Below are 19,832 nucleotides of genomic sequence, written 5' to 3'. Positions count from 1 at the left end.
AAATATTCGCATTGGAGTGATGGCCATGATCGAAAACCATATCGGCCGGACAGTACAAATTATATACAATGACCGTAAACGAAATATCTCGATACGTTTAATTCAAGTGCTCTCCGTCCGAAATGGAAAGGTTAGAGCTTTCTGCCTTAGTGCGAATGCGCCACGTGTGTTTAATGTAGAAAGCATAATTGATGTGGAGTTGATTAAACAGCATGCTTGATGATAATGCCAGAAAAGTTTAGATCGTACTTTGGAACACATTTCAACACAAACCTTCCATAATTAATGTGCCATATCTCAGCCAACGATCACAGAGAAGCGAAGATCAGATAATAGATGCAATTAATCTTTTGGTCAAAGAAGGGTTTGTTTTATGGGACAGAAACGCCAATACATTTCAAATCCTCTATTCGAGAGAACATTTGAAACCTAGATCGTCATGAGGATGGAAGAATGAAGAAAGTTTACCGACTAGATCCACAAAGCAACAAAATGTGGTCGAGTAGTAGAATGATGCTGCCTGAGCATGTGGTTGCCATAAACAAGCAGCATCTAGAATGGAGGAAATCGACTTGGCAAAAGCAAAGGGACCAAAACGACCGACGAGGGACGAATTTGAATTAGAGGAATTAGTCGAGCGCCTGGTAGAAGCTCAGCAGGAAGAATTAGAATTAAAATTAATTGTTTGGAATTGGGATCAACCTGTTAATGGGAAAATAACGAAGTTGGACTCCCGAACAAAGACAGTTCATATTGAAAATCTTGGGGACATAACAAAGGTTCCTTTTATGGACATTATGAAGGTTCAGACAAGTGATACTTAATAGAAGAAACATTAAGCCCTTATATTACGTTAGGGGCTTTATTTATTTAAAAATACCGTGTGTAAAAAATGTGTAAAAAAAAATCAAAATCTATCGTATTCTATCGTATTCTCAATTTCGTTTTGTGAAAAAGAAAAACCCGCAATTCCTTTGTACACAAGGGATTTGCGGGTTTATGTAAATCATTAGAATGATATAGGTTGACCTTAATGGCGTCCCGGAAGAGATTATTTGGAACCTAGAAGTTTGTGAATATGAGAGCATTAAGAAACTAGAAGCACAAATGTGATCGAGTAGTGGATAGATCTGATTTGGGTTTCAAAAATTATAACGACAGTTCAACGACAACTACTAAATGGAACAAGACTAAAGTGTTTAAAACCCTTGCTATATAAGGCTTTAAACAAAAAATCGGGCGCCCCTTTCGGGGCGCCCTTTTCATGGGAGAGGAGAAACCGGACGAAGAGCTTATGGGGAAACGTAAGTCTTCTCCGCGGTTGTCTACGACATCTTGCGACGCCGATGAACTTATCATGTCCGGTTTGCTGGGAAATATACATCATCAGACAATTGAATATTTACGTCATTCTTTCGAACGGCTACGTGCCAATCATTTTTTGATAGGCGCCGCTTTATTGTGAAAGGGATTCTATGGTACGATAGGCGGGAATGAGATAGAAGGGGGCAATTGCAGTGAGAGTCATTGCGGGCGAGGCCAAGGGCCGCACGCTGAAGGCTGTGCCTGGCATGAACACGAGGCCGACAACGGATAAGGTGAAGGAAGCTATTTTCAGCATGATTGGACCTTACTTCGACGGCGGAGTAGCGCTGGACCTGTTTGCTGGTACAGGCGGTTTGGGCATAGAAGCTTGGAGCAGAGGCATAGAGCGTACTGTGTTTGTTGATCGGGAAAATATAAGCATCGATATTATTCGTCAAAATGTTCAAGCGGCGAATATGGGCAGTGCTGCTGAAATTTATAGGAATGATGCGGAGCGCGCATTGAAAGCGCTAGCGAAGCGGGGGCAGAAGTTCCGGCTTGTTTTTCTTGACCCGCCATACAAAATGGTCACGATGGATAGTCTGATAGCACAGCTCGTTGAGAAACAGATGCTGGAGCTGGATGCGATTATAGTCGTTGAGCATGACGCCGCTCACCGGTATTCGGAGCAGCTGGACCATTTTGACCAGTTGAAGCATGCGAAATACGGGGATACCGCCGTGTCCATATATCAATATAACAGCCTAGATAGCTGCGACGGGAGTGAAGCTGATGTCAACGAATAAACAAGAGCGAGTAGCCGTTTACCCAGGTACCTTTGATCCTGTTACTTATGGTCATCTGGACATTATTCGCAGATCCGCGAAGCAATTTGATCGGCTCATTGTAGCCGTTTTGAATAATTCAAGCAAAAATCCATTGTTCAGCGTTGATGAGCGCAAGGCGCTTCTTGCAGAGGTTACGCGAGATATTCCGAATGTAGAGATCGACAGCTTCAGGGACCTGCTCGTTCGTTTCATGAAATCCCGGCAGGCAAACGTTATTATTAGAGGGATTCGCTCAGTAACCGATTTTGAATACGAGCTGCAGCTCGCTTCGACGAACCATTTGCTCGATAATGAAATTGATACGATGTTTATGATGACAAACCCTAAATATTCATATTTAAGCTCCAGCATCGTAAAAGAAATCGCCCAGTTCCATGGGGCTGTGCATGAGCTGGTACCGCCGGTTGTGGAGACGCAATTAAGGGAGAAATACAAACCCAAAAATTAAACGAATTTTCTTAAAAAGTTATCCTATCACTTATAATGTTCGGTCAGCGCGGCGATACGGCAGCAGTATGATGGATAAGATGAGTCCGAAGAGGGCCAGGAGCACGCATGCCGATATGGAGAACTGCCATAATAACGGCAAATCACCGGCTTTGACAGCAACGGCAACAGCTTGATCCGGCGTGTTGGACGTGTCTGTGAAAGTCGGTCTGGCGCTAGGAGCAAGCAGAGGACTCAGCAGCGTGGTGATCGGCTTCCAGAGCAGCAGTATAAATAGGAGAGCGTGCAAGGCGTGAGCAATTCTCCATGCGACGAATGGGAGCAGCTTGAGATCCGTTCCAGTAATCGAATAGCCCGCTTGCAAAATACCGCTGAGACCGCTCCATGCAAGTACGGCAGCGATCGCGGCGGCGTTGCCAATCGATCCGGCTCCAGGCGCATCCCATATAGCTGCTGCGTAAGCGCCTAAATGACCTTCAAATAAGGCTTGGCTGATGAAGCTGAGTCCGGCTTTAGCTAGAAGCGGGGACAGCAGCGGCTCTGACAATTTAGCAAGAACTGCGGCGAAAATCATAAAGCCGCCGATCATCATAAGTTTTTGAACGCTGGCTGCGACGGAATCGCCAAGCGCCTTGCCAAAGGTGCGGCCATCCTGCTCCCTGCCGATGCGAAGCGCCTCAGCAGCTCTCTGAAGCATACCGCCCTTTTGCTCTGAACCGTTTGCGTTCGCTGACGTAACAGGCGTGTCTACATCCTGCCCTTTACGGCTGATCAGTGTCATTAGAAGCATCAGCCATAATGCGGAAATCCATACAGCAGCAGCGATGATTGCACCAACAATGGGCTTATGCAGAAAGCCAGCGCCAACGACGACGAGCATGAACAATGGGTTAGGCATGTGGGCAAGGGCTAGCAATCGCTGGCCCTGTTGTTTTGAGACGAGACTTTTTTTGCGCAAAGAGGCCACCGCTTCCGCGCCAGCAGGGTAACCTCCCATCCAGCCTAAAACGATAGCAATCGCTGCTTCCCCGGGCAGCTTGAACAATTTGCTCATTACTGGCTGGAGCAGCGATCCAATGGCGTTCGTAAGGCCGAAGGCGGCAATGAGTTCATACAATACGAGAAACGGCAGCAAGCCGGGAAATACGATGTTCCACCACACGGTAAGTCCTTGCAAGGAGGATTGAAAAGAAGCATCCGGCTGGAGGATGATAGATACGACAAGCAATACGGACAGGAACGCTAACAGAACCGTTTTAGCCAAGTGCTGCTCAACTCCTTTCATACGCTGGTAAAAAAGAATAAACGTGTCATTTAGATAAACGCCCTGATGTCAGGAGGAAATGGACAATCCTATACGTTAAATAGTACGCATGCATAACGATTGATAGACCATATGAGAGTGCATGTCCATGAGTAGAAGCTGTTTCCGGCATTTCAGAAATAGAAATTGGGGGCTTGAAGGGGAGTGGCGGATGCAAAAGCAACGATCTGATTTGCGCAGAATGGCTATGATTGCGGTATCGACCGCGGCATTAATGTGGGTGTTATTGTATGCGCCGACGCCTTATGTCGTTTATGAACCGGGAATTGCTGTACCCGTTAAGTCAATGGTCTCGATTGAAGAGGGCGATCGTCTGGGCGAAGGTTATTTTTTGCTGACAGCGGTAAAATTAACGGAGCCGAATTTTTTACGAGCTTTCTCGTCAATGCTCAATTCAAATATGGAGGTCCATCTTAAACGGGACGTGCTGCGAGGTTATTCGAAGGAGCAATATGCTGAACGTCTGAATGTGATCATGGAGGGCTCGCAAAATAATGCGATCGAGGCAGCTTACCGCTACGCAGGCCTGCCCTATGAGAGCAAGCTGGACGGTTTAGTAGTGTCTGACGTTGTTGTGAAGGATCAAGCCGATTCCGGCTCGTTTCAAGCGGGAGACAAGCTTCTAAGCATAGCTGGCGGACAGCTGATTGACAACACGGATGATATGATTGACATGCTGCAAGCGCTCAGCAAGGATAAGCCGATCCAGATCAACATCGACCGCAGCGGAGAAAAGCTAAGCGTAAATTTCTCGGCCAATGCTTTTCATTCAGACATGTCGGATGAGCAGCTCATGGAGGCGCTTGGCATTAAGAGCTTAACTGAGCTGCGCAGCTTAGTGCCAGCGGATCGCGATAACCGTCTTACCATAACAGCGGGGGATATCGGCGGTCCATCGGCTGGTCTTGTCTTTGCTCTTCAGTCATTGGATCTGCTTACGAAAGGCGATCTATCGGGCGGCCATCGCATTGCGGCGACAGGTACGATTACAATTGACGGGAAAATTGGCGCGATCGGCGGCATCAAGCAGAAAATTGTAATTGCAAGCGAAGAAGGCGCTCAGCTGTTTCTGGCGCCTGCCGATAATTTTGAGGCTGCAAGCGCCAAAGCAAAAGCGTTAGGCACCTCGATGAAGGTAGTCAGCATCGGTACGCTGCAGGAAGCGATGGACCAAATACAAGCCTTCCATGCTGCAAATGCCCAATAATTTTCCAGGCCGCAACCTATTCGAGCGCAATCGGTTTATCCGTATAGTCGCGGAACAACGGCTGCGGGGCAGATGTCTTGGAAACACCGAGCATATAGACGCTGCTTGCTTGCGTGTCAAGCTCTAGGAAGCGCAAAGGCTTAGGCGGCCTTGCAGCGCTTAGCAGCACGGGCAATGAAGCGGATTTTCGCATACGGCGCAATAAATGCTTGCCTTTTTCCGTAAAACCGAGCACTCTTATATATTCAACACCCGATGCGAGCTTTTCTTGTGTGAGGTCGGCTTTGCTATGTCCAAGCAGAATGGCGAGCAGCGCGCGTTGAAGCTTCGTTCGCGTGTAGCGCTTCGTTTTCAATGCTTCCAATAGGTCTTCGAACTCTCGTGACGCCAGCTTCGGAAGAGCGTTCAGCAAACGATGCTCCAAGCCCTCTGATATTTCATGGATTTGTGCTAGCTCCGCCGGTGAGCGAGTGACAATGGCATGCAGCAAAGCGTCGGTAAACGGCTCCCAACTGATCGGGCAGCGGCCTGCCGACCATTCCTGCTGCAGAATGCGATAGGTTGTCTCTGGAACGTAAGCACGGGCTTCCCTAAGCGAGCGCTGCTCCAGCAGCAGCTTGCGAATCGCAGTCGCACTTGCGATCAGGCTGTCGGTGGGCGTATCCTGATTATATTGCGCTTTCTCTCGGGTGATGGTGAAGGGCTCCATTTTGCCGCCTAGCCGTTTCAAGGCAAGCAAATAGTGTAGCGCTAATGTATGATTAGGAAGCGAGAACGGGAAATTAGCAGCAGAAGCATATCCTAGCTCCGACAAATAGGCTGTTATGGCGCTGGAGTAAGCGCTTGGGTAGCTGATGCCTGTTTGAAGCTGCTGCTTCAAGAGCGCTTTGAAGGGCTGCGGCTCGTTTGCAACGATCTCGGCTGCCAGCAGCAGCGGCTCAAGCTCGCCGTATTCCGTTCCGAAGCAGAAGCTGTCAACGACGCCTGTCGCTTCAAGCAGCGATACTGCGCCATAGGCGAACCATTCGGCAGCTTGCGTCGCGTAAGCGACTGGCAGCTCGATTACGAGATCGCAGCCACCCTCAAGCGCCATGCGCGTTCTTGCCCATTTGTCGAGCAGGGCAGGCTCGCCTCGCTGAAGAAAATGGCCGCTCATGACAGCAACGACTGCGTCAGCTTGCGTTATTTTACGTGATTGTTGCAAATGATACAAATGACCGTTATGAAACGGGTTGTACTCGACAATAAGTCCGACTGTGCGCATTCACTTGGGTCCTCTCTCTGTTAAATGTTGGTTGTTTCACTATAGCATAGAGAAGGCGTTCAATCACGGACTGCTCAAAGACTTATGGAAAAGCAGTGTGAAAATGTTGACAAAACGGTAGTCTGATAGATATAATAATCTTTGTTTGTTTGGGGTGATCTGATGCAGTTTCATATTCAAGAAACAATGTCCAAAGGGTTAAAAACGACAATCGACGAACAGTTGGAAGTCAGTGACCTTTTTAAAGGACGCCAGGATGTTTATCGTACGGGACCGCTCCATGTATCGCTTCAGGTAACTGGGCATGAAGGATTCATTGAAGTCGACGGCAAGCTTGCCATCGATCTCGAGCTTCCTTGCTCGCGTTGTCTCGAACCGGTGAAGGACCATACGGTTATTCGATTCTCGGAAGTATTCAAACGGCCTTCGGATACCGAAGAGAACGATGAGGATATGGAAGAGGAAGAGAATGACTTCATTGAGGTGAATGGAGAAAGACTGGACTTGAGGCCTTATGTGGAAGAAGCGCTTCAATTGTTCATGCCTTTTGCACCGCTTTGTAGCAATGACTGTAAAGGTCTCTGTCAGACTTGCGGACAGAACTTAAATGAGCACAAATGCAGCTGTTCGAACGAGAAGATTGATGTTCGTTTTGCAGCGCTAAAGGATCTATTTAAGGAATAAGCGTAATGTTGATTGAATTTTTGAAGGAGGTGTTAAATATGGCAGTACCTCAGCGTAGAACATCCAAGACTCGCCGTGATAAACGTCGTACGCATTTCAAACTTGCAGTACCGGGCATGGTGAAGTGTGAGCAATGCGGAGAGTTGAAATTGGCTCACCACGTATGCAAAGTTTGTGGATATTACAAAACAAAAGAGATCATTTCCCAATAGTGGATTGATGTCAGAAATAGCACTTCATCAGTGATGAGGTGCTATTTTTTGCTGTAATAAGGCGAGGCTCCAATCATGGAATACTCGAGAAGCCTTATATCCTTAAGCTACATTGCGCTCGGGCGTATTTTTTTATATACTTTATTAGTACCAGGTGATAATATCAAGCAGCATACATATACTAATCGTACTGGTGCCTTAAACGGCTAAGGCGCAATAAGAATCGTTTATGTCACTATACGGTAAAAGGTGGTGCCGAACATCGAACGAATGCCCAAACGGCAGCGGCATCAGCAGCTTGCCAGACACATTGATGAAAATCCTTTTATAACCGATCGGGAACTCACGCGACTGCTGAAAGTAAGCATCCAAACGATTCGGCTTGACCGAATGGAGCTTGGTATTCCGGAGCTTAGAGAGAGACTTAAGCTCATGGCTGAACGTTCTTATGATTCCGTTCGATCGTTGCCATTGCATGAGGTAATCGGTGACATCGTCGATCTGGAATTGGACAAGAGCGGTATCTCGGTGTTCGAGATTCGCGAGGAGCATGTATTCTCCAGGACCGGAATCGCAAGGGGCCATCACGTATTTGCACAAGCGAATTCACTGGCAGTTGCTATTATAGATGATGAAATTGCGCTAACCGTAACAGCGGACATCCGATTCATTCGCCCTGTTAAGCTCGGGGAGAAATGTATTGCCAAGGCTTACGTTCGTTCTATCTCGGGCGAAAGAAGCAAGGCGAAGGTAGAGCTGTTTACGTATGTTGGCGATGAAATGGTGTTCCAAGGTAATTTTGTAATTTTTCGGTCCGCGGGAGACACAGATACTGAAGGAGGCAACGAACGTGCGGATCGCTATTGATGCTATGGGCGGGGATAACGCTCCAAGCTTAATTGTGCAGGGAGCGCTTGAGGCGGCGGCGCAGTGGCCGGATACGGAGCTGCTGCTCGTCGGCGATACGTCTGTCATTGAACCGCTCATGAAGGGGCAGAAGCCTGCGAACATAACCATTTGTCATGCGGATGAGGTTATCGGTGCCGATGACGAGCCGGTTAAAGCGGTGCGCCGCAAGAAAGGGGCCTCCATGGTTGTTGCCGGGCAGCTCGTTCGCGAGAAGCAAGCGGATGCGATGCTCTCTGCCGGCAACACAGGCGCTCTGATGGCAACGGGACTTCTTGTTGTCGGAAGAATGGATGGCATTGAGCGTCCGGCGCTTGCGCCTATGATGCCAACGATGGACGATGTCGGCATACTGACGCTTGATTTGGGAGCGAACATGGACGCAAAACCGGAGCATTTGCTCCAATATGCGATTATGGGCAGCATCTACCGTGCTAAAGTACACGGCCTAGAGAAGCCGAGGGTTGGCCTTCTGAACGTCGGTACCGAAGCGATGAAGGGAAACGAGATGTCCAAAGCGGCATATGCTTTGCTACAGCAGGCGCCGATTCATTTTATCGGGAATGTCGAGGCTAGAGATGTTCTCAACCGCAATTGCGATGTGCTTGTTTGCGACGGCTTTGCCGGCAATATTATGCTGAAAGCGATGGAAGGCGCGGCGGGTACGATTTTTACATCGCTCAAGAATGCTTTCGGTCAGTCGTTATTGACAAAGCTTGCAGCGGCGATCATGATGCCGAATCTGCGTTCATTGAAGAAAAGAATGGACTATAAAGAGCATGGCGGCGCTCCATTGCTTGGCCTGAACGGCCTCGTCGTCAAATGCCACGGCTCATCGGACGCTCTTGCCGTTAAGAACGCAGTAAGGCAGGCGCGAAGCGCTATCCAAGGTCAATTGATCGAAACGATAGCAGCAGAAATAAACGGGAAGTGAGAGTGCGAAATGAGTTTGCATCCTGTAGGCATTATCGGAACAGGCAAATATGTTCCAGAACGCATTTTAACAAATAAAGAGCTAGAAGCTATGGTAGAAACGAACGACGAGTGGATCGTAACGCGCACAGGCATCAAAGAACGCCGCCTTGCGTCCGCTCAGGAAGCGACGTCAGACCTCGCGCTGAATGCTTCGCTTAAAGCAATTGCTGCGGCTGGATTAACACCGGAAGATATTGATCTTATTATTGTTGCTACGATTACTCCCGATATGTTTTTTCCATCGACAGCATGCTTGCTTCAAGATAAGTTAGGCGCCAAAAAAGCTGCCGCATTTGACCTCTCTGCCGCTTGCTCAGGCTTTATTTACGGACTGGCTACTGGATCGAGCATGGTAGCCAGCGGCATGTACAAGCATGTGCTTGTCGTAGGCGCTGAGACGCTGTCCCGCATTACAGATTACACGGACCGCAATACATGTATTTTGTTTGGAGACGGCGCCGGCGCTGTAGTGCTCGGTCAGGTTGAAGAGGGCCGCGGCTTCCGTTCGTTCCAGCTTGGCGCAGACGGCAGCGGCGGAGAATTGCTGAAAGTATCGGGTGGAGGCTCCCGCATTCCGGCGACGGAGGAGAGCATACAGACGAAGCAGCACTACATTCATATGGCAGGCAATGATGTTTTCAAATTTGCCGTTCGAATTATGGGAAGCGTGGCTGAAGAAGCGCTGCTTAAGGCTGGACTTGAGAAGGATGATATCGATCTTCTTGTGCCGCACCAAGCGAACATCCGCATTATTCAATCTGCTTTGAACCGTCTTAATCTGTCAGAGGATAAAGCGATGATTAATCTTGATAAGTATGGCAACATGTCCTCGGCTTCCATTCCGGTTGCGCTCGCCGAAGCGGTGGAGCAGGGCCGTTTGAATGATGGAGACAAGCTGGTGCTCGTTGGTTTTGGCGGCGGCTTGACTTGGGGCGCTTCGGTGCTGGTTTGGTAGTATTTGTACTTACGCAGCTTATCTCTATAAAATAAGTCGTGGTAAGCTTTCCTATCGGCTTACATTACAACGCGCTGACAAGCTCGGTTGCCACTTTAGTGGTACAAGCTATTGACATGCGCAAGGGGGAAACACTTTGAGTAAAACAGCATTTGTTTTTCCAGGACAAGGCGCTCAGGCAGTCGGGATGGGCAAAGATGTGTATGAGGCTTTTGATCGTTCAAGGTCGATCTTTGAGCAAGCGGATGAAGCGCTTGGCTTCTCCCTAAGCAGCATTATATTTGAAGGACCCGATGAGGCGCTTAAACAGACAGCCAACACCCAGCCTGCATTGCTTACCGTCAGCGTTGCCCTTCTTGAGGCGCTTGCGGGACGCGGCTTGAAGCCTGATTATGTTGCGGGCCACAGCTTGGGCGAATACAGCGCGCTTGTCGCAGCTGGCGTATTGTCTTTCGAGGACGCGGTCCGTACGGTTCGCGCGCGCGGACAATTTATGGAGCAAGCCGTTCCGAGCGGCCTTGGCGCAATGGCGGCAGTGCTTGGCGCGGAGCGCGAAACGCTCGCAGCGCTTTGTGCGGCTATTACAGCTGAAGGATCTGCTGTCGAGCTGGCCAATGTGAACTGCCCTGGTCAAATCGTAGTCTCAGGCACGGCTGCAGGCGTTCAAGCGGTTGTAGAGCGCGGCAAGGAGGAAGCTGGAGCGAAGCGGGTACTTCCGCTTGAAGTAAGCGGTCCATTCCACTCTTCGCTGATGAAGCCTGCTGCGGCTAATCTTCAAGAGACGCTCGCAACTATTGATATGAAGAATGCGTCTGTTCCTGTTGTAGCTAATGTAACAGCAAATGCAGCTACTGCAGCAGATGAGATTCGCTCATTGCTCGTAGAGCAGGTTTATTCACCCGTGCTTTGGGAAGATAGCGTGCGTTATTTGATTCTGCAAGGCGTAGACACGTTTGTAGAAATCGGATCAGGCACGGTGCTTGCCGGCTTGATCAAGAAGATCGACAAAAACGTTCGTGTCATTTCGATAAACAGCATCTCTGCGCTTGAAGCGCTGTAGAAGATTGATCATTAGGGTGGAGGGGATAGCATGTTTGCCAGCTTGGAAGGGAAGAAAGCGCTCGTAACCGGAGCGTCGCGCGGAATAGGCAGATCGATTGCAATTGCACTTGCCGAGGCAGGCGCAGATGTAGCGATTAACTACTCCGGCAGCGAGGCTGCGGCAGCAGAAACGGCACAAGCCGTTGAAGCGATTGGTAGACGCGCATTAGTCATCAAAGCTAATGTCGGCAAAGTGGACGAGTTTGAAGCGATGGTCAAGGAAGTCATCGAGCAATTCGGAGCTGTAGACATTTTGGTGAATAATGCGGGTATTACTAGAGATAATTTAATCATGCGGATGAAGGAGGACGAGTTCGACCAAGTCATTGAGACGAACCTAAAGGGCGTTTTCAATGGCATTAAGGCGGTTACTCGTTCGATGATGAAGCAGCGTTCCGGCCGCATCATTAACATTTCTTCAGTTGTTGGTGTGCTCGGAAATCCGGGGCAAGCCAACTATGTTGCAGCGAAAGCTGGCGTAATTGGCCTGACGAAGGCTAGTGCCCGCGAGCTTGCTTCACGCGGCATTACCGTTAACTGCGTAGCCCCTGGATTTATTCAGACCGAAATGACGGATAAGCTTCCGGAAGAAATGCGCCAATCTTTGTCCGGCCAAATTCCGCTTGCCCGTCTCGGTGATCCGAGCGACATCGCAAATGCGGTCCGTTTTCTTGCTTCAGATGCTTCAGCCTATATGACTGGACAGACGATTCATGTGGACGGCGGCATGTATATGTAGCACCAAATAATTCTGTTAAATGGAATTAAGACGGTTACGTATGGCATTTTATCTTTAATTCTCGTATAATACCATGGAGGAGGTGAACCGGATGTCCGAAGTAGTAGATCGCGTAAAACGTATCGTCATCGACCGACTAGGCGTAGACGAAGCGGAAGTTACACTAGAAGCTTCATTTAAAGATGACCTCGGCGCTGACTCTCTTGATGTCGTTGAATTGGTCATGGAGCTAGAAGACGAGTTTGATATGGAAATTTCAGATGAAGATGCTGAGACAATCACCACTGTGGGAGAAGTAGTTAAATACATACAATCTCATACGTAAAATGGACAAGTCCCGTTTATGACAAACGGGACTTCTCTCCATCTAGGTGATCTCCAATATTTACGATTATGCACCTCGTTATAGCTTGATATACGCAACGACTTTATACCTCCTTATATTTCGAGCGTAAAGGCTCACTCCGTTCACGAACGGCATAGCTTGGATTTACCGAGAAATATAAGCAGGGTATACGCATCACTTTAACATCGACTAATATTTGACAAGATGATGCAGCTTGCACATCTATATTGCAGGACATAGAGGTGAATCGAATGAAACAAAGAGTTGTCGTTACGGGCATGGGGGTTATTACTTCGCTCGGTTCCGATTTGGAGCAATTCTGGGGTAACCTGCTTGAAGGAAAATCCGGGGTATCGGTTGTTGAGGCTTTCGATTTCTCAGAATACCCAACACGTATTGCCGCTGAAATAAAAAATTTTAATCCCGAAGATTATGGTTTGGATAAAAAAGAAGCACGCAGAATGGACCGCTTCGTACAATTTGCAGCTGTAGCTAGTCAACTGGCGGTAAAGGATGCAGATTTGCAAATTGGTCAAAATGCAGACGCTGAGCGCGTTGGCGTTATGGTTGGATCCGGTATCGGCGGACTTGGCACATGGGAAGACCAGCACAACATTTTGCTGGAGAAGGGTCCTAAGCGCGTCAGCCCGTTCTTTATTCCTATGATGATCGCAAACATGGCATCAGGCCAAGTATCGATGCTAACCGGCGCAAAAGGCCCGAACAGCACGGCAGTTACGGCTTGTGCAACAGGAACGCATTCGATTGGCGATTCGTTCAAGCTGATTCAGCGAGGCGATGCCGACGTGATGATCGCAGGCGGTGCGGAAGCGACGATTAGACCGACGGGTATGGCGGGCTTTTGCTCGATGCGCGCGATGTCTGTTCGCAATGACGAGCCGGAAAAAGCAAGTCGTCCGTTCGATACGGACCGCGATGGCTTCATTATGGGAGAAGGCGCTGGCGTGTTGGTTCTGGAATCGCTTGAGCATGCGCAAGCACGCGGAGCAAAAATTTATGCAGAGGTCATTGGCTACGGCATGAGCGGCGACGCTCATCATATGACTGAGCCTGATCCTGATGGCGCAGCTCGCTGCATGGTGAAGGCGCTAAAGGATGCTGGCATCGAGCCTTCAGAGATCGATTATATCAATGCGCATGGCACATCGACTCCGGTCGGCGATCGTTCGGAAACGAAGGCAATCAAGAAAGCATTTGGCGATCATGCATATAAAGTAGCGGTGAGCTCGACAAAATCGATGACAGGTCATTTGCTTGGTGCTGCCGGCGGGGTTGAAGCTGTTATTCTAGGCCTTACGCTCAAAAACGGCATCATAGCTCCGACCATTAATTTGGACAACCAAGATCCAGAATGCGACCTTGATTACGTTCCGAACAAACCGCGTGAAGCGAATGTGAAGACAGCATTGTCTAACTCATTTGGCTTCGGCGGCCACAATGCCTCGATCGTGATGAAAGTTTATGAAGCGTGATTCCTTTTATGAACTGCAGCAGCGGCTGCAGCTCAGTTTTAAGCGGACGAAGCTGCTGAGACAGGCCTTTACCCACACCTCTTATGTGAATGAACATAAGCGCGGGTCTGCTCAGGACAATGAGCGTTTGGAGTTTCTGGGAGATGCTGTTCTGCAGCTGCTTGTGTCGGAATATTTGTTTGCATCTTATCCGCAGCGTCCAGAAGGCGAGCTGACGAGAATGCGTGCATCGATCGTCTGCGAGCCATCCTTGGCACAATTCGCGGATCGTTTAGAACTCGGCTCTCACGTGCTTCTAGGCCGCGGTGAAGAACAGCTGGGAGGCAGGCAGCGCCAGGCGCTGCTTGCAGACTTGTTTGAGTCTTTTGTCGGCGCGATCTTCCTTGATGCGGGCATAGAGCAAACGAGAGCATTTCTGAATGAGCATATGTTTCCATTCGTTGAATCTAACGATTACGGCCTGCTCGTAAAGGATTCCAAGTCGAAGCTGCAGGAGCGCTCGCAGCATCATGGGCTTGGCGCTGTTGAATATCGCATAATTGAGGAACGCGGACCTGCGCATGACCGTGAATTTGTCGTTGAAGTATATCTCGGGGAAGAACGCTTTGGCGTTGGAAGCGGGAGAACGAAGAAGGAAGCGGAGCAGCGTGCTGCGGCTGAAGCATGGCGTACGCTATCGCAAGAGCAAGTTTAGTCAGCGAAGAGAGTGTCCAGGACAGGCCAATTGGCCTCCGGACGCTCTCTCTTTTTTTAAAGAACAAATATTGCGAAAAACAACGAAAGTCGATTGGGCGGGGGTTGTTTTTAACCGCTGTAATGGTTATCAAGGCCTAGAAATTGTGGTACAATGAGGGGTGAGGTGAAAACCAAGACATGTTTCTGAAACGGATTGAATTATCAGGCTTTAAGTCTTTCGCCGATCGAACGGAAATGGAGTTTGTTACCGGTATCACTGCGGTGGTAGGGCCAAACGGCAGCGGTAAAAGCAACATTTCGGACGGCATACGATGGGTGCTGGGGGAGCAAAGCGCGAAAAGCTTGCGCGGCGGCAAGATGGAAGATATTATTTTTGCCGGCAGCGACGCTCGCAAAGCTGTTAATTACAGCGAAGTTTCGCTTACCCTCGACAACGCAGATGGTGCGCTTCCTCTCGAATACAATGAGGTAACCGTAACGCGGCGCGTACACCGGAGCGGCGATAGCGAATATTTGATAAACAAGCAGCCATGCAGGCTAAAAGATATTACCGAGCTATTCATGGATACCGGTATCGGTAAAGAGGCTTATTCCATCATTGGACAAGGCCGGATTGAAGAGATTTTGAGCACGCGCTCGGAGGACCGCCGCGGTATTTTTGAGGAAGCCTCAGGCATCGTCAAATACAAGTCGCGCAAGCGCGAGGCGCAGAGGAAGCTCGATGAAACCGAGACGAATTTGCTCCGCATACATGATCTTGTTACAGAGCTGGAGGATCAGGTTGGTCCGCTGCGCAAGCAGTCCGAGAAGGCCATTCATTTCAAGGCGCTTAAGGAGCAGCTCAAAACAAAAGAAATATCCATGTACGTACATAACATAGAACAAATCCACGGGACATGGACGGAAGCGAACGGCAAGCTGGAGCGCTTGACACAGGAGCAGCTTCAGTTATCCACTGTTGTCAGCAAGCATGATGCGCATTTGGAGAAGGATCGCCAGCAGCTGCGGGAGCTTGAGCAGGCGCTGGATCAGCTTCATGAATCGATGCTGCAGATTAGCGAGGATTTTGAGAAATGCGAAGGCTACGGCGAGGTTTTGAAAGAACGCAAGCGTAATTTGGAGCAGAATAAGCGGCAGTTGGAAGAATCCATAGCGGCGCAGGATGCCAGAATTGGCACGATGACGCAGGAGGAAGCGGAATTCCGCAGCCGTGCAGCTGCGCTTCAATTGCAGCTTGCCGATCTTCGCGCGAAAATCTCCGAAGAGGAAGCTCGCTTGCTCGGCGTTGCAGGCGGAGCGGTTGCTGATGCAGAGGAGACGCTTAAGAGCGAGCTGCTCGAGGTACTCAGCGCAATGGCTCAGCATCGCAATGAAATCAGGTACGCGGCACAGCAGCAGGAAACACTGCAGCGGCGTATGGTGCGAATTAGCGAGGATGAGACAAAGTGGCTGGAGCAGCAGGAGCGACTGGATGAGAGACGCTCGGAGCTAGCGGAGGCGCTTGAGTCTACGCTTGCGCGGCTTGAGCAGGCAAGAAGCAAGACGCTTGCCGAATCCGAGCAAACGAGAGCGATTTCGCAAAGTCTGGAAGAGGTTACGCTAGCGATTCGGAAGTGGGAGCAAAAGCTCGACAGCCATGTTTCGAGGCGCGATACGATGAAGGAAATGCAGGATGCGCTGGATGGATTCATGCAAGGCGTTAAAGAGGTGCTCAAAGCTTCAAGGCGCGGCAACGGAGGCATCAGCGGCGTCCATGGGGCAGTAGCAGAGCTTGTGCGAGTGCCAGAACGGATTGAGACAGCTGTTGAGACTGCGCTCGGCGGCGCTTTGCAGCATATCGTCATGGAGGATGAGAAAACGGCCCGTACCGCGATCGCCTTCCTGAAGCAGCGCCAGCTTGGACGGGCAACCTTCCTGCCACTCGATGTCATTCGTGGGAGACAAGTGCCTGAGCATGACAAGCGGACTGCGGAGTCTATTGAAGGCTTCGTCGGCGTTGCGGCTGATCTGGTCAGCTCGGATTCACGTTATTCTGCAATCGTCAACAATTTGCTTGGCAACGTTTTGCTTGCAGAAACGCTTGAGCAAGCGAATCGCATCGCATCGAAATGCCAATACCGCTACCGTGTCGTCACGCTTGAGGGCGATATCGTCAATGCGGGCGGATCGATGACGGGCGGCAGCTTGCAGAAGAAGGGCGCCAGCTTGCTTGGACGTCAACGTCAGATCGACTCGCTGGATAAAGAAATTGCTGATTCCAGCAGCATGGTTGAGCAGCTGCGCAGCAAGCTAAGCGATTTGCGCAAGGAGCATTCGATACGCACGCATAACATTGAGGAGCTTCGCGCTGAAGGCGAGAAAAGCCGCATTGAAGAGCAGCAAATCAGAGCCGAGCTGCAGCAGCTTCACAATGAAGCGAAGCATTTGGATGAGCAGCGGCAGCTATATTCGGCGGACCGCAATACGCATTTATCCGAGCAAAAGGATGTTCAGGCTGCGACTGCGGCGGCAGAGCTTCGGCTAGAGCAGCTTGTGGTAGACGAAGCAAGGCTGCAGGAAGCGATTCGCATGGCGGAGGAACGCCGCAAAGCGAGCGAATCCGCTAAGGAAGAGCTGCAGGGTCAGCTTACCGATATTAAGATCGCAGCAGCTAAGACGGATCAGGAAAAGCAATCGTTCGAGGACCAATCGGCGCGGGTTCGCGCTGATATTCAAAGGGCGAAGCAGGAGCTGGAAGGGCTGCGCTCATTATCTGTCCAGCAAGAGGAAGAGATTGCAAGACATGCGAATGAGACGGTTCAGCAAATCGAGCAGCTCAATCACCTCCGCATTAAGAAGCAGCAATGCGCGGAGCAGACGGATCTGAAGCGATCCGCGCGTGCACAGCGCATTGCCGAGCTCGATTTGGGCGAGAGTGAGACGAAGGAGCAGCGGGCTCAGCTAAGACAAGTCGAGGAGCAAATGAGGCAAACCGAAATCGCTGCTAACCGTCTGGACGTTGAGCTCGACAATTTGCTTCGCAAGCTTAGCGAGGAATACGAGCTGAGCTATGAGCTGGCCAAGGAGCAGTATCCCGTTCCGGAGGATGTTCTTGGAACGCAGAACGAGGTTCGAGATATTAAGCGCCAAATTACGTCGCTCGGCGAGGTTAATCTTGGCGCTATCGAGGAATATGAGCGGGTCAGCGAACGGTTTGAGTTTTTATCGGAGCAGAAAAATGATCTGATTGAAGCGAAGACAACGCTGTACCAGGTCATCCGTGAGATGGACGATGAGATGTCAAAGCGGTTTAAAGCGACGTTTGAAGCGATTCGCGGCCATTTTGTCGTCGTATTCGCGAAGCTGTTCGGCGGAGGCAGGGCTGATCTTGTGCTCGTTGAGCCGGATCGCGTGCTGGATACAGGTATAGACATCGTTGCGCAGCCGCCAGGCAAAAAGCTGCAAAACCTGCAGCTGCTCTCAGGCGGAGAGCGCGCGCTCACGGCAATCGCATTGCTGTTTGCGATATTGCAGGTGAAGCCCGTTCCATTCTGTGTGCTCGATGAGGTTGAAGCTGCGCTGGATGAGGCAAACGTATCGCGTTTCGCTCAATATTTGCGCGAATTCTCGGAGCTGACGCAGTTTATCGTCGTTACGCATCGCAAAGGTACGATGGAAGAAGCAGACGTTCTGTACGGCGTTACGATGGAGGAAGGCGGGGTATCGAAGCTGGTATCCGTACGCTTAGAGGATGAGGAAGAGCCGGTATCCGCATAAATAAAGACAGACCGGCAATGTGAGGATAGGGAGTTGAAACGATGAGTTTTTTTAAGAAGCTGAAGGAAAGCATTGCAACGAAAACCGAAGCAGTGACGAATATTTTCAAAGAGGGCTTGTCGAAGACGCGTACGGCGTTCGTAGAGAAGGTCGAGGAGCTAATTACTCGCCGGAAGAAAATCGATGAGCAATTTTATGAGGAGCTTGAGGAAATTCTAATTGGCGCGGACGTTGGCGTTAACACCGTCATGCATCTGATTGACGAGCTGCGCGTCGAGGTGAAGAAGCGCAAGATCGAGGATGCTGCAGATTTGCAGCCTGTCTTATCCGAGAAGCTTATTCAGCTTATGAAGAGTGACGATGAATCCGGTTTGCGCATGGCGCCAAGCGGGATTACTGTTATTTTGTTCGTGGGCGTTAACGGCGTCGGCAAAACGACAACAATCGGAAAGCTTGCGCATAAGTTCAAAAGCGAAGGCAAAAGCGTGCTGATGGCAGCTGGCGATACGTTTCGAGCAGGGGCGATCGAGCAGCTTGAGGTATGGGGCCAGCGCGTAGGCGTTGATGTGATCAAGCAGCAGTCGGGATCAGATCCGGCAGCCGTTATGTTCGATGCCGTTCAAGCTGCTAAGCAGCGCGGCGTAGATGTTCTTCTATGCGATACGGCTGGAAGACTGCAAAATAAAACGAATCTAATGGAAGAGCTGAACAAAATTTTCCGCGTCATTCAGCGCGAGCTGCCGGATGCTCCGCATGAGGTATTGCTAGTGCTTGATGCAACGACAGGTCAAAACGCGCTTAGCCAAGCGAAGCTGTTCGGCGAGAAGAGCGGCGTTACCGGCCTAGTGCTGACGAAGCTGGATGGAACGGCTAAGGGCGGCATCGTCATCGCGATTCGCAATGAGCTCAGCTTGCCTGTTAAGCTTGTTGGTCTTGGCGAGAAGATGGGCGATCTGCAGCAGTTTGATTCGGAGCAATTCATTCATGCGCTGTTCGCTGGATTAATCCAGCGCGAGGAAACGCAGGATGAGGAAAAAACGGCGGAATAAGCTGTGTTTGAGTCAGATTAAGCGGCAGTCGGAGCTGTTTGTAATGGTGACAAGGGGAAATGCTTGACAGCTGCCTATGGCGTCATGTATGATAATAAACGTTGTCAGGTGTAAAGGTGTTTACCTTGTCGGTGACACAAGCTTAATAACAGGAGGGGCTGACGGGATGAAAGCAAATGAACCAGATGCCTTATCCAAAACGACCCGTATAAACTTGTTGTTCGACTTTTACGAGCCGCTCTTGACTGAGAAGCAGCGGACGTTTCTCAAATATTATTTTCACGATGACTTCTCCCTTGGGGAGATCTCAGCCGAGTTCGGCATTAGCCGGCAAGCGGTATATGAGCATATCAAGCGTGCCGAGCAGATGCTTGAAAGCTATGAAAGCAAGCTAGGCTTGCTTGTGCGGCATGAATCTTTCCAACAATTAACTGTGCAGCTCGTGAACAGCGTAAATGAGCTATCGATTGCCGAGCAAGACAGGCAGGCGCTAATGAGTGTGATCGCACAATTTCAATGAACCGA

General features: G+C 49.9%; 19 protein-coding genes. 17 read left to right on the top strand and 2 right to left on the bottom strand.

What is annotated here, in order from left to right:
- The first annotated feature begins 572 nt into the window (after positions 1-572).
- The 3 genes from AC1TPC_RS04100 to coaD all read left to right on the top strand — a co-directional run bounded on the left by AC1TPC_RS04100 (position 573) and on the right by coaD (position 2,601).
- The gene (locus AC1TPC_RS04100; RefSeq protein ID WP_482065585.1) at positions 573-824 is read left to right on the top strand and encodes a YolD-like family protein; all 252 of its coding nucleotides are present in this window, start codon (positions 573-575) and stop codon (positions 822-824) included.
- Positions 825-1,517: 693 nt separating this feature from the next.
- A complete protein-coding gene (gene rsmD / locus AC1TPC_RS04095; RefSeq protein WP_482065584.1) occupies positions 1,518-2,111 on the top strand; it encodes a 16S rRNA (guanine(966)-N(2))-methyltransferase RsmD in 594 nt (197 codons plus the stop codon).
- Positions 2,098-2,601, top strand: a complete 504-nt coding sequence (gene coaD / locus AC1TPC_RS04090; protein ID WP_482065583.1) for a pantetheine-phosphate adenylyltransferase — start codon at positions 2,098-2,100, stop codon at positions 2,599-2,601. Before rsmD ends, coaD begins: the two co-directional genes overlap by 14 nt.
- 30 nt (positions 2,602-2,631) lie before the next feature.
- Here the strand turns inward: coaD and AC1TPC_RS04085 are convergent, their stop codons facing one another.
- The gene (locus tag AC1TPC_RS04085; RefSeq protein ID WP_482065582.1) at positions 2,632-3,864 is read right to left on the bottom strand and encodes a nucleoside recognition domain-containing protein; all 1,233 of its coding nucleotides are present in this window, start codon (positions 3,862-3,864) and stop codon (positions 2,632-2,634) included.
- Positions 3,865-4,075: 211 nt separating this feature from the next.
- On the opposite strand from AC1TPC_RS04085, the gene AC1TPC_RS04080 reads away from it, so the two are divergent.
- Complete coding sequence (locus AC1TPC_RS04080) at positions 4,076-5,131, top strand: S16 family serine protease (RefSeq protein WP_482065581.1); 1,056 nt, start codon at positions 4,076-4,078, stop codon at positions 5,129-5,131.
- Between the two features lie 16 nt (positions 5,132-5,147).
- On the opposite strand, the gene AC1TPC_RS04075 is transcribed toward AC1TPC_RS04080, so the two are convergent.
- Positions 5,148-6,395 carry a nucleotidyltransferase gene (locus AC1TPC_RS04075; protein WP_482065580.1) on the bottom strand — a complete coding sequence of 416 codons (1,248 nt, stop codon included), beginning with the start codon at positions 6,393-6,395 and terminating at the stop codon, positions 5,148-5,150.
- A gap of 162 nt (positions 6,396-6,557) precedes the next feature.
- Between AC1TPC_RS04075 and AC1TPC_RS04070 the strand changes: the two genes are divergently transcribed.
- From AC1TPC_RS04070 to AC1TPC_RS04010, 13 genes are all read left to right on the top strand, one after another.
- Complete coding sequence (locus tag AC1TPC_RS04070; protein ID WP_482065579.1) at positions 6,558-7,079, top strand: YceD family protein; 522 nt, start codon at positions 6,558-6,560, stop codon at positions 7,077-7,079.
- A 38-nt stretch (positions 7,080-7,117) separates the two neighbouring features.
- Positions 7,118-7,291: a 50S ribosomal protein L32 gene (rpmF, locus tag AC1TPC_RS04065; RefSeq protein ID WP_006036546.1), complete on the top strand. Its 174-nt coding sequence runs from the start codon at positions 7,118-7,120 to the stop codon at positions 7,289-7,291.
- 270 nt (positions 7,292-7,561) lie between these two features.
- Positions 7,562-8,158, top strand: coding sequence for a transcription factor FapR (gene fapR / locus AC1TPC_RS04060; RefSeq protein ID WP_482065578.1), 597 nt, complete (start codon positions 7,562-7,564; stop codon positions 8,156-8,158).
- A complete protein-coding gene (gene plsX, locus AC1TPC_RS04055) occupies positions 8,142-9,131 on the top strand; it encodes a phosphate acyltransferase PlsX (protein WP_482065577.1) in 990 nt (329 codons plus the stop codon). Before fapR ends, plsX begins: the two co-directional genes overlap by 17 nt.
- A 9-nt stretch (positions 9,132-9,140) precedes the next feature.
- Positions 9,141-10,127 (top strand): beta-ketoacyl-ACP synthase III, encoded by a 987-nt coding sequence (locus AC1TPC_RS04050; protein WP_482065576.1) that lies wholly within the window; start codon positions 9,141-9,143, stop codon positions 10,125-10,127.
- A 136-nt stretch (positions 10,128-10,263) separates the two neighbouring features.
- Complete coding sequence (fabD, locus tag AC1TPC_RS04045) at positions 10,264-11,187, top strand: ACP S-malonyltransferase (protein ID WP_482065575.1); 924 nt, start codon at positions 10,264-10,266, stop codon at positions 11,185-11,187.
- Between the two features lie 30 nt (positions 11,188-11,217).
- Positions 11,218-11,967 (top strand): 3-oxoacyl-[acyl-carrier-protein] reductase, encoded by a 750-nt coding sequence (gene fabG, locus AC1TPC_RS04040; protein WP_482065574.1) that lies wholly within the window; start codon positions 11,218-11,220, stop codon positions 11,965-11,967.
- 91 nt (positions 11,968-12,058) lie between these two features.
- Positions 12,059-12,292, top strand: a complete 234-nt coding sequence (locus tag AC1TPC_RS04035; RefSeq protein ID WP_053375686.1) for an acyl carrier protein — start codon at positions 12,059-12,061, stop codon at positions 12,290-12,292.
- A gap of 272 nt (positions 12,293-12,564) precedes the next feature.
- Entirely contained in the window at positions 12,565-13,806 is a 1,242-nt protein-coding gene (fabF, locus tag AC1TPC_RS04030) for a beta-ketoacyl-ACP synthase II (protein WP_482065573.1), read from the top strand.
- Complete coding sequence (rnc, locus tag AC1TPC_RS04025; protein WP_482065572.1) at positions 13,796-14,500, top strand: ribonuclease III; 705 nt, start codon at positions 13,796-13,798, stop codon at positions 14,498-14,500. The genes fabF and rnc overlap by 11 nt, the downstream gene beginning before the upstream one ends.
- Before the next feature lie 179 nt (positions 14,501-14,679).
- The gene (gene smc / locus AC1TPC_RS04020; protein WP_482065571.1) at positions 14,680-18,258 is read left to right on the top strand and encodes a chromosome segregation protein SMC; all 3,579 of its coding nucleotides are present in this window, start codon (positions 14,680-14,682) and stop codon (positions 18,256-18,258) included.
- A gap of 41 nt (positions 18,259-18,299) precedes the next feature.
- A complete protein-coding gene (gene ftsY / locus AC1TPC_RS04015; protein WP_482065570.1) occupies positions 18,300-19,307 on the top strand; it encodes a signal recognition particle-docking protein FtsY in 1,008 nt (335 codons plus the stop codon).
- 166 nt (positions 19,308-19,473) lie between these two features.
- On the top strand, positions 19,474-19,827 hold the full coding sequence (locus tag AC1TPC_RS04010) for a putative DNA-binding protein (RefSeq protein ID WP_482065569.1): 354 nt from the start codon (positions 19,474-19,476) through the stop codon (positions 19,825-19,827).
- Positions 19,828-19,832: the final 5 nt, after the last annotated feature.

This window comes from Paenibacillus sp. Y280, from assembly GCF_056786335.1.
The sequence above is the reverse complement of the archived record's forward strand: the minus strand, read 5'-3'. Positions and strand labels throughout refer to the sequence as shown.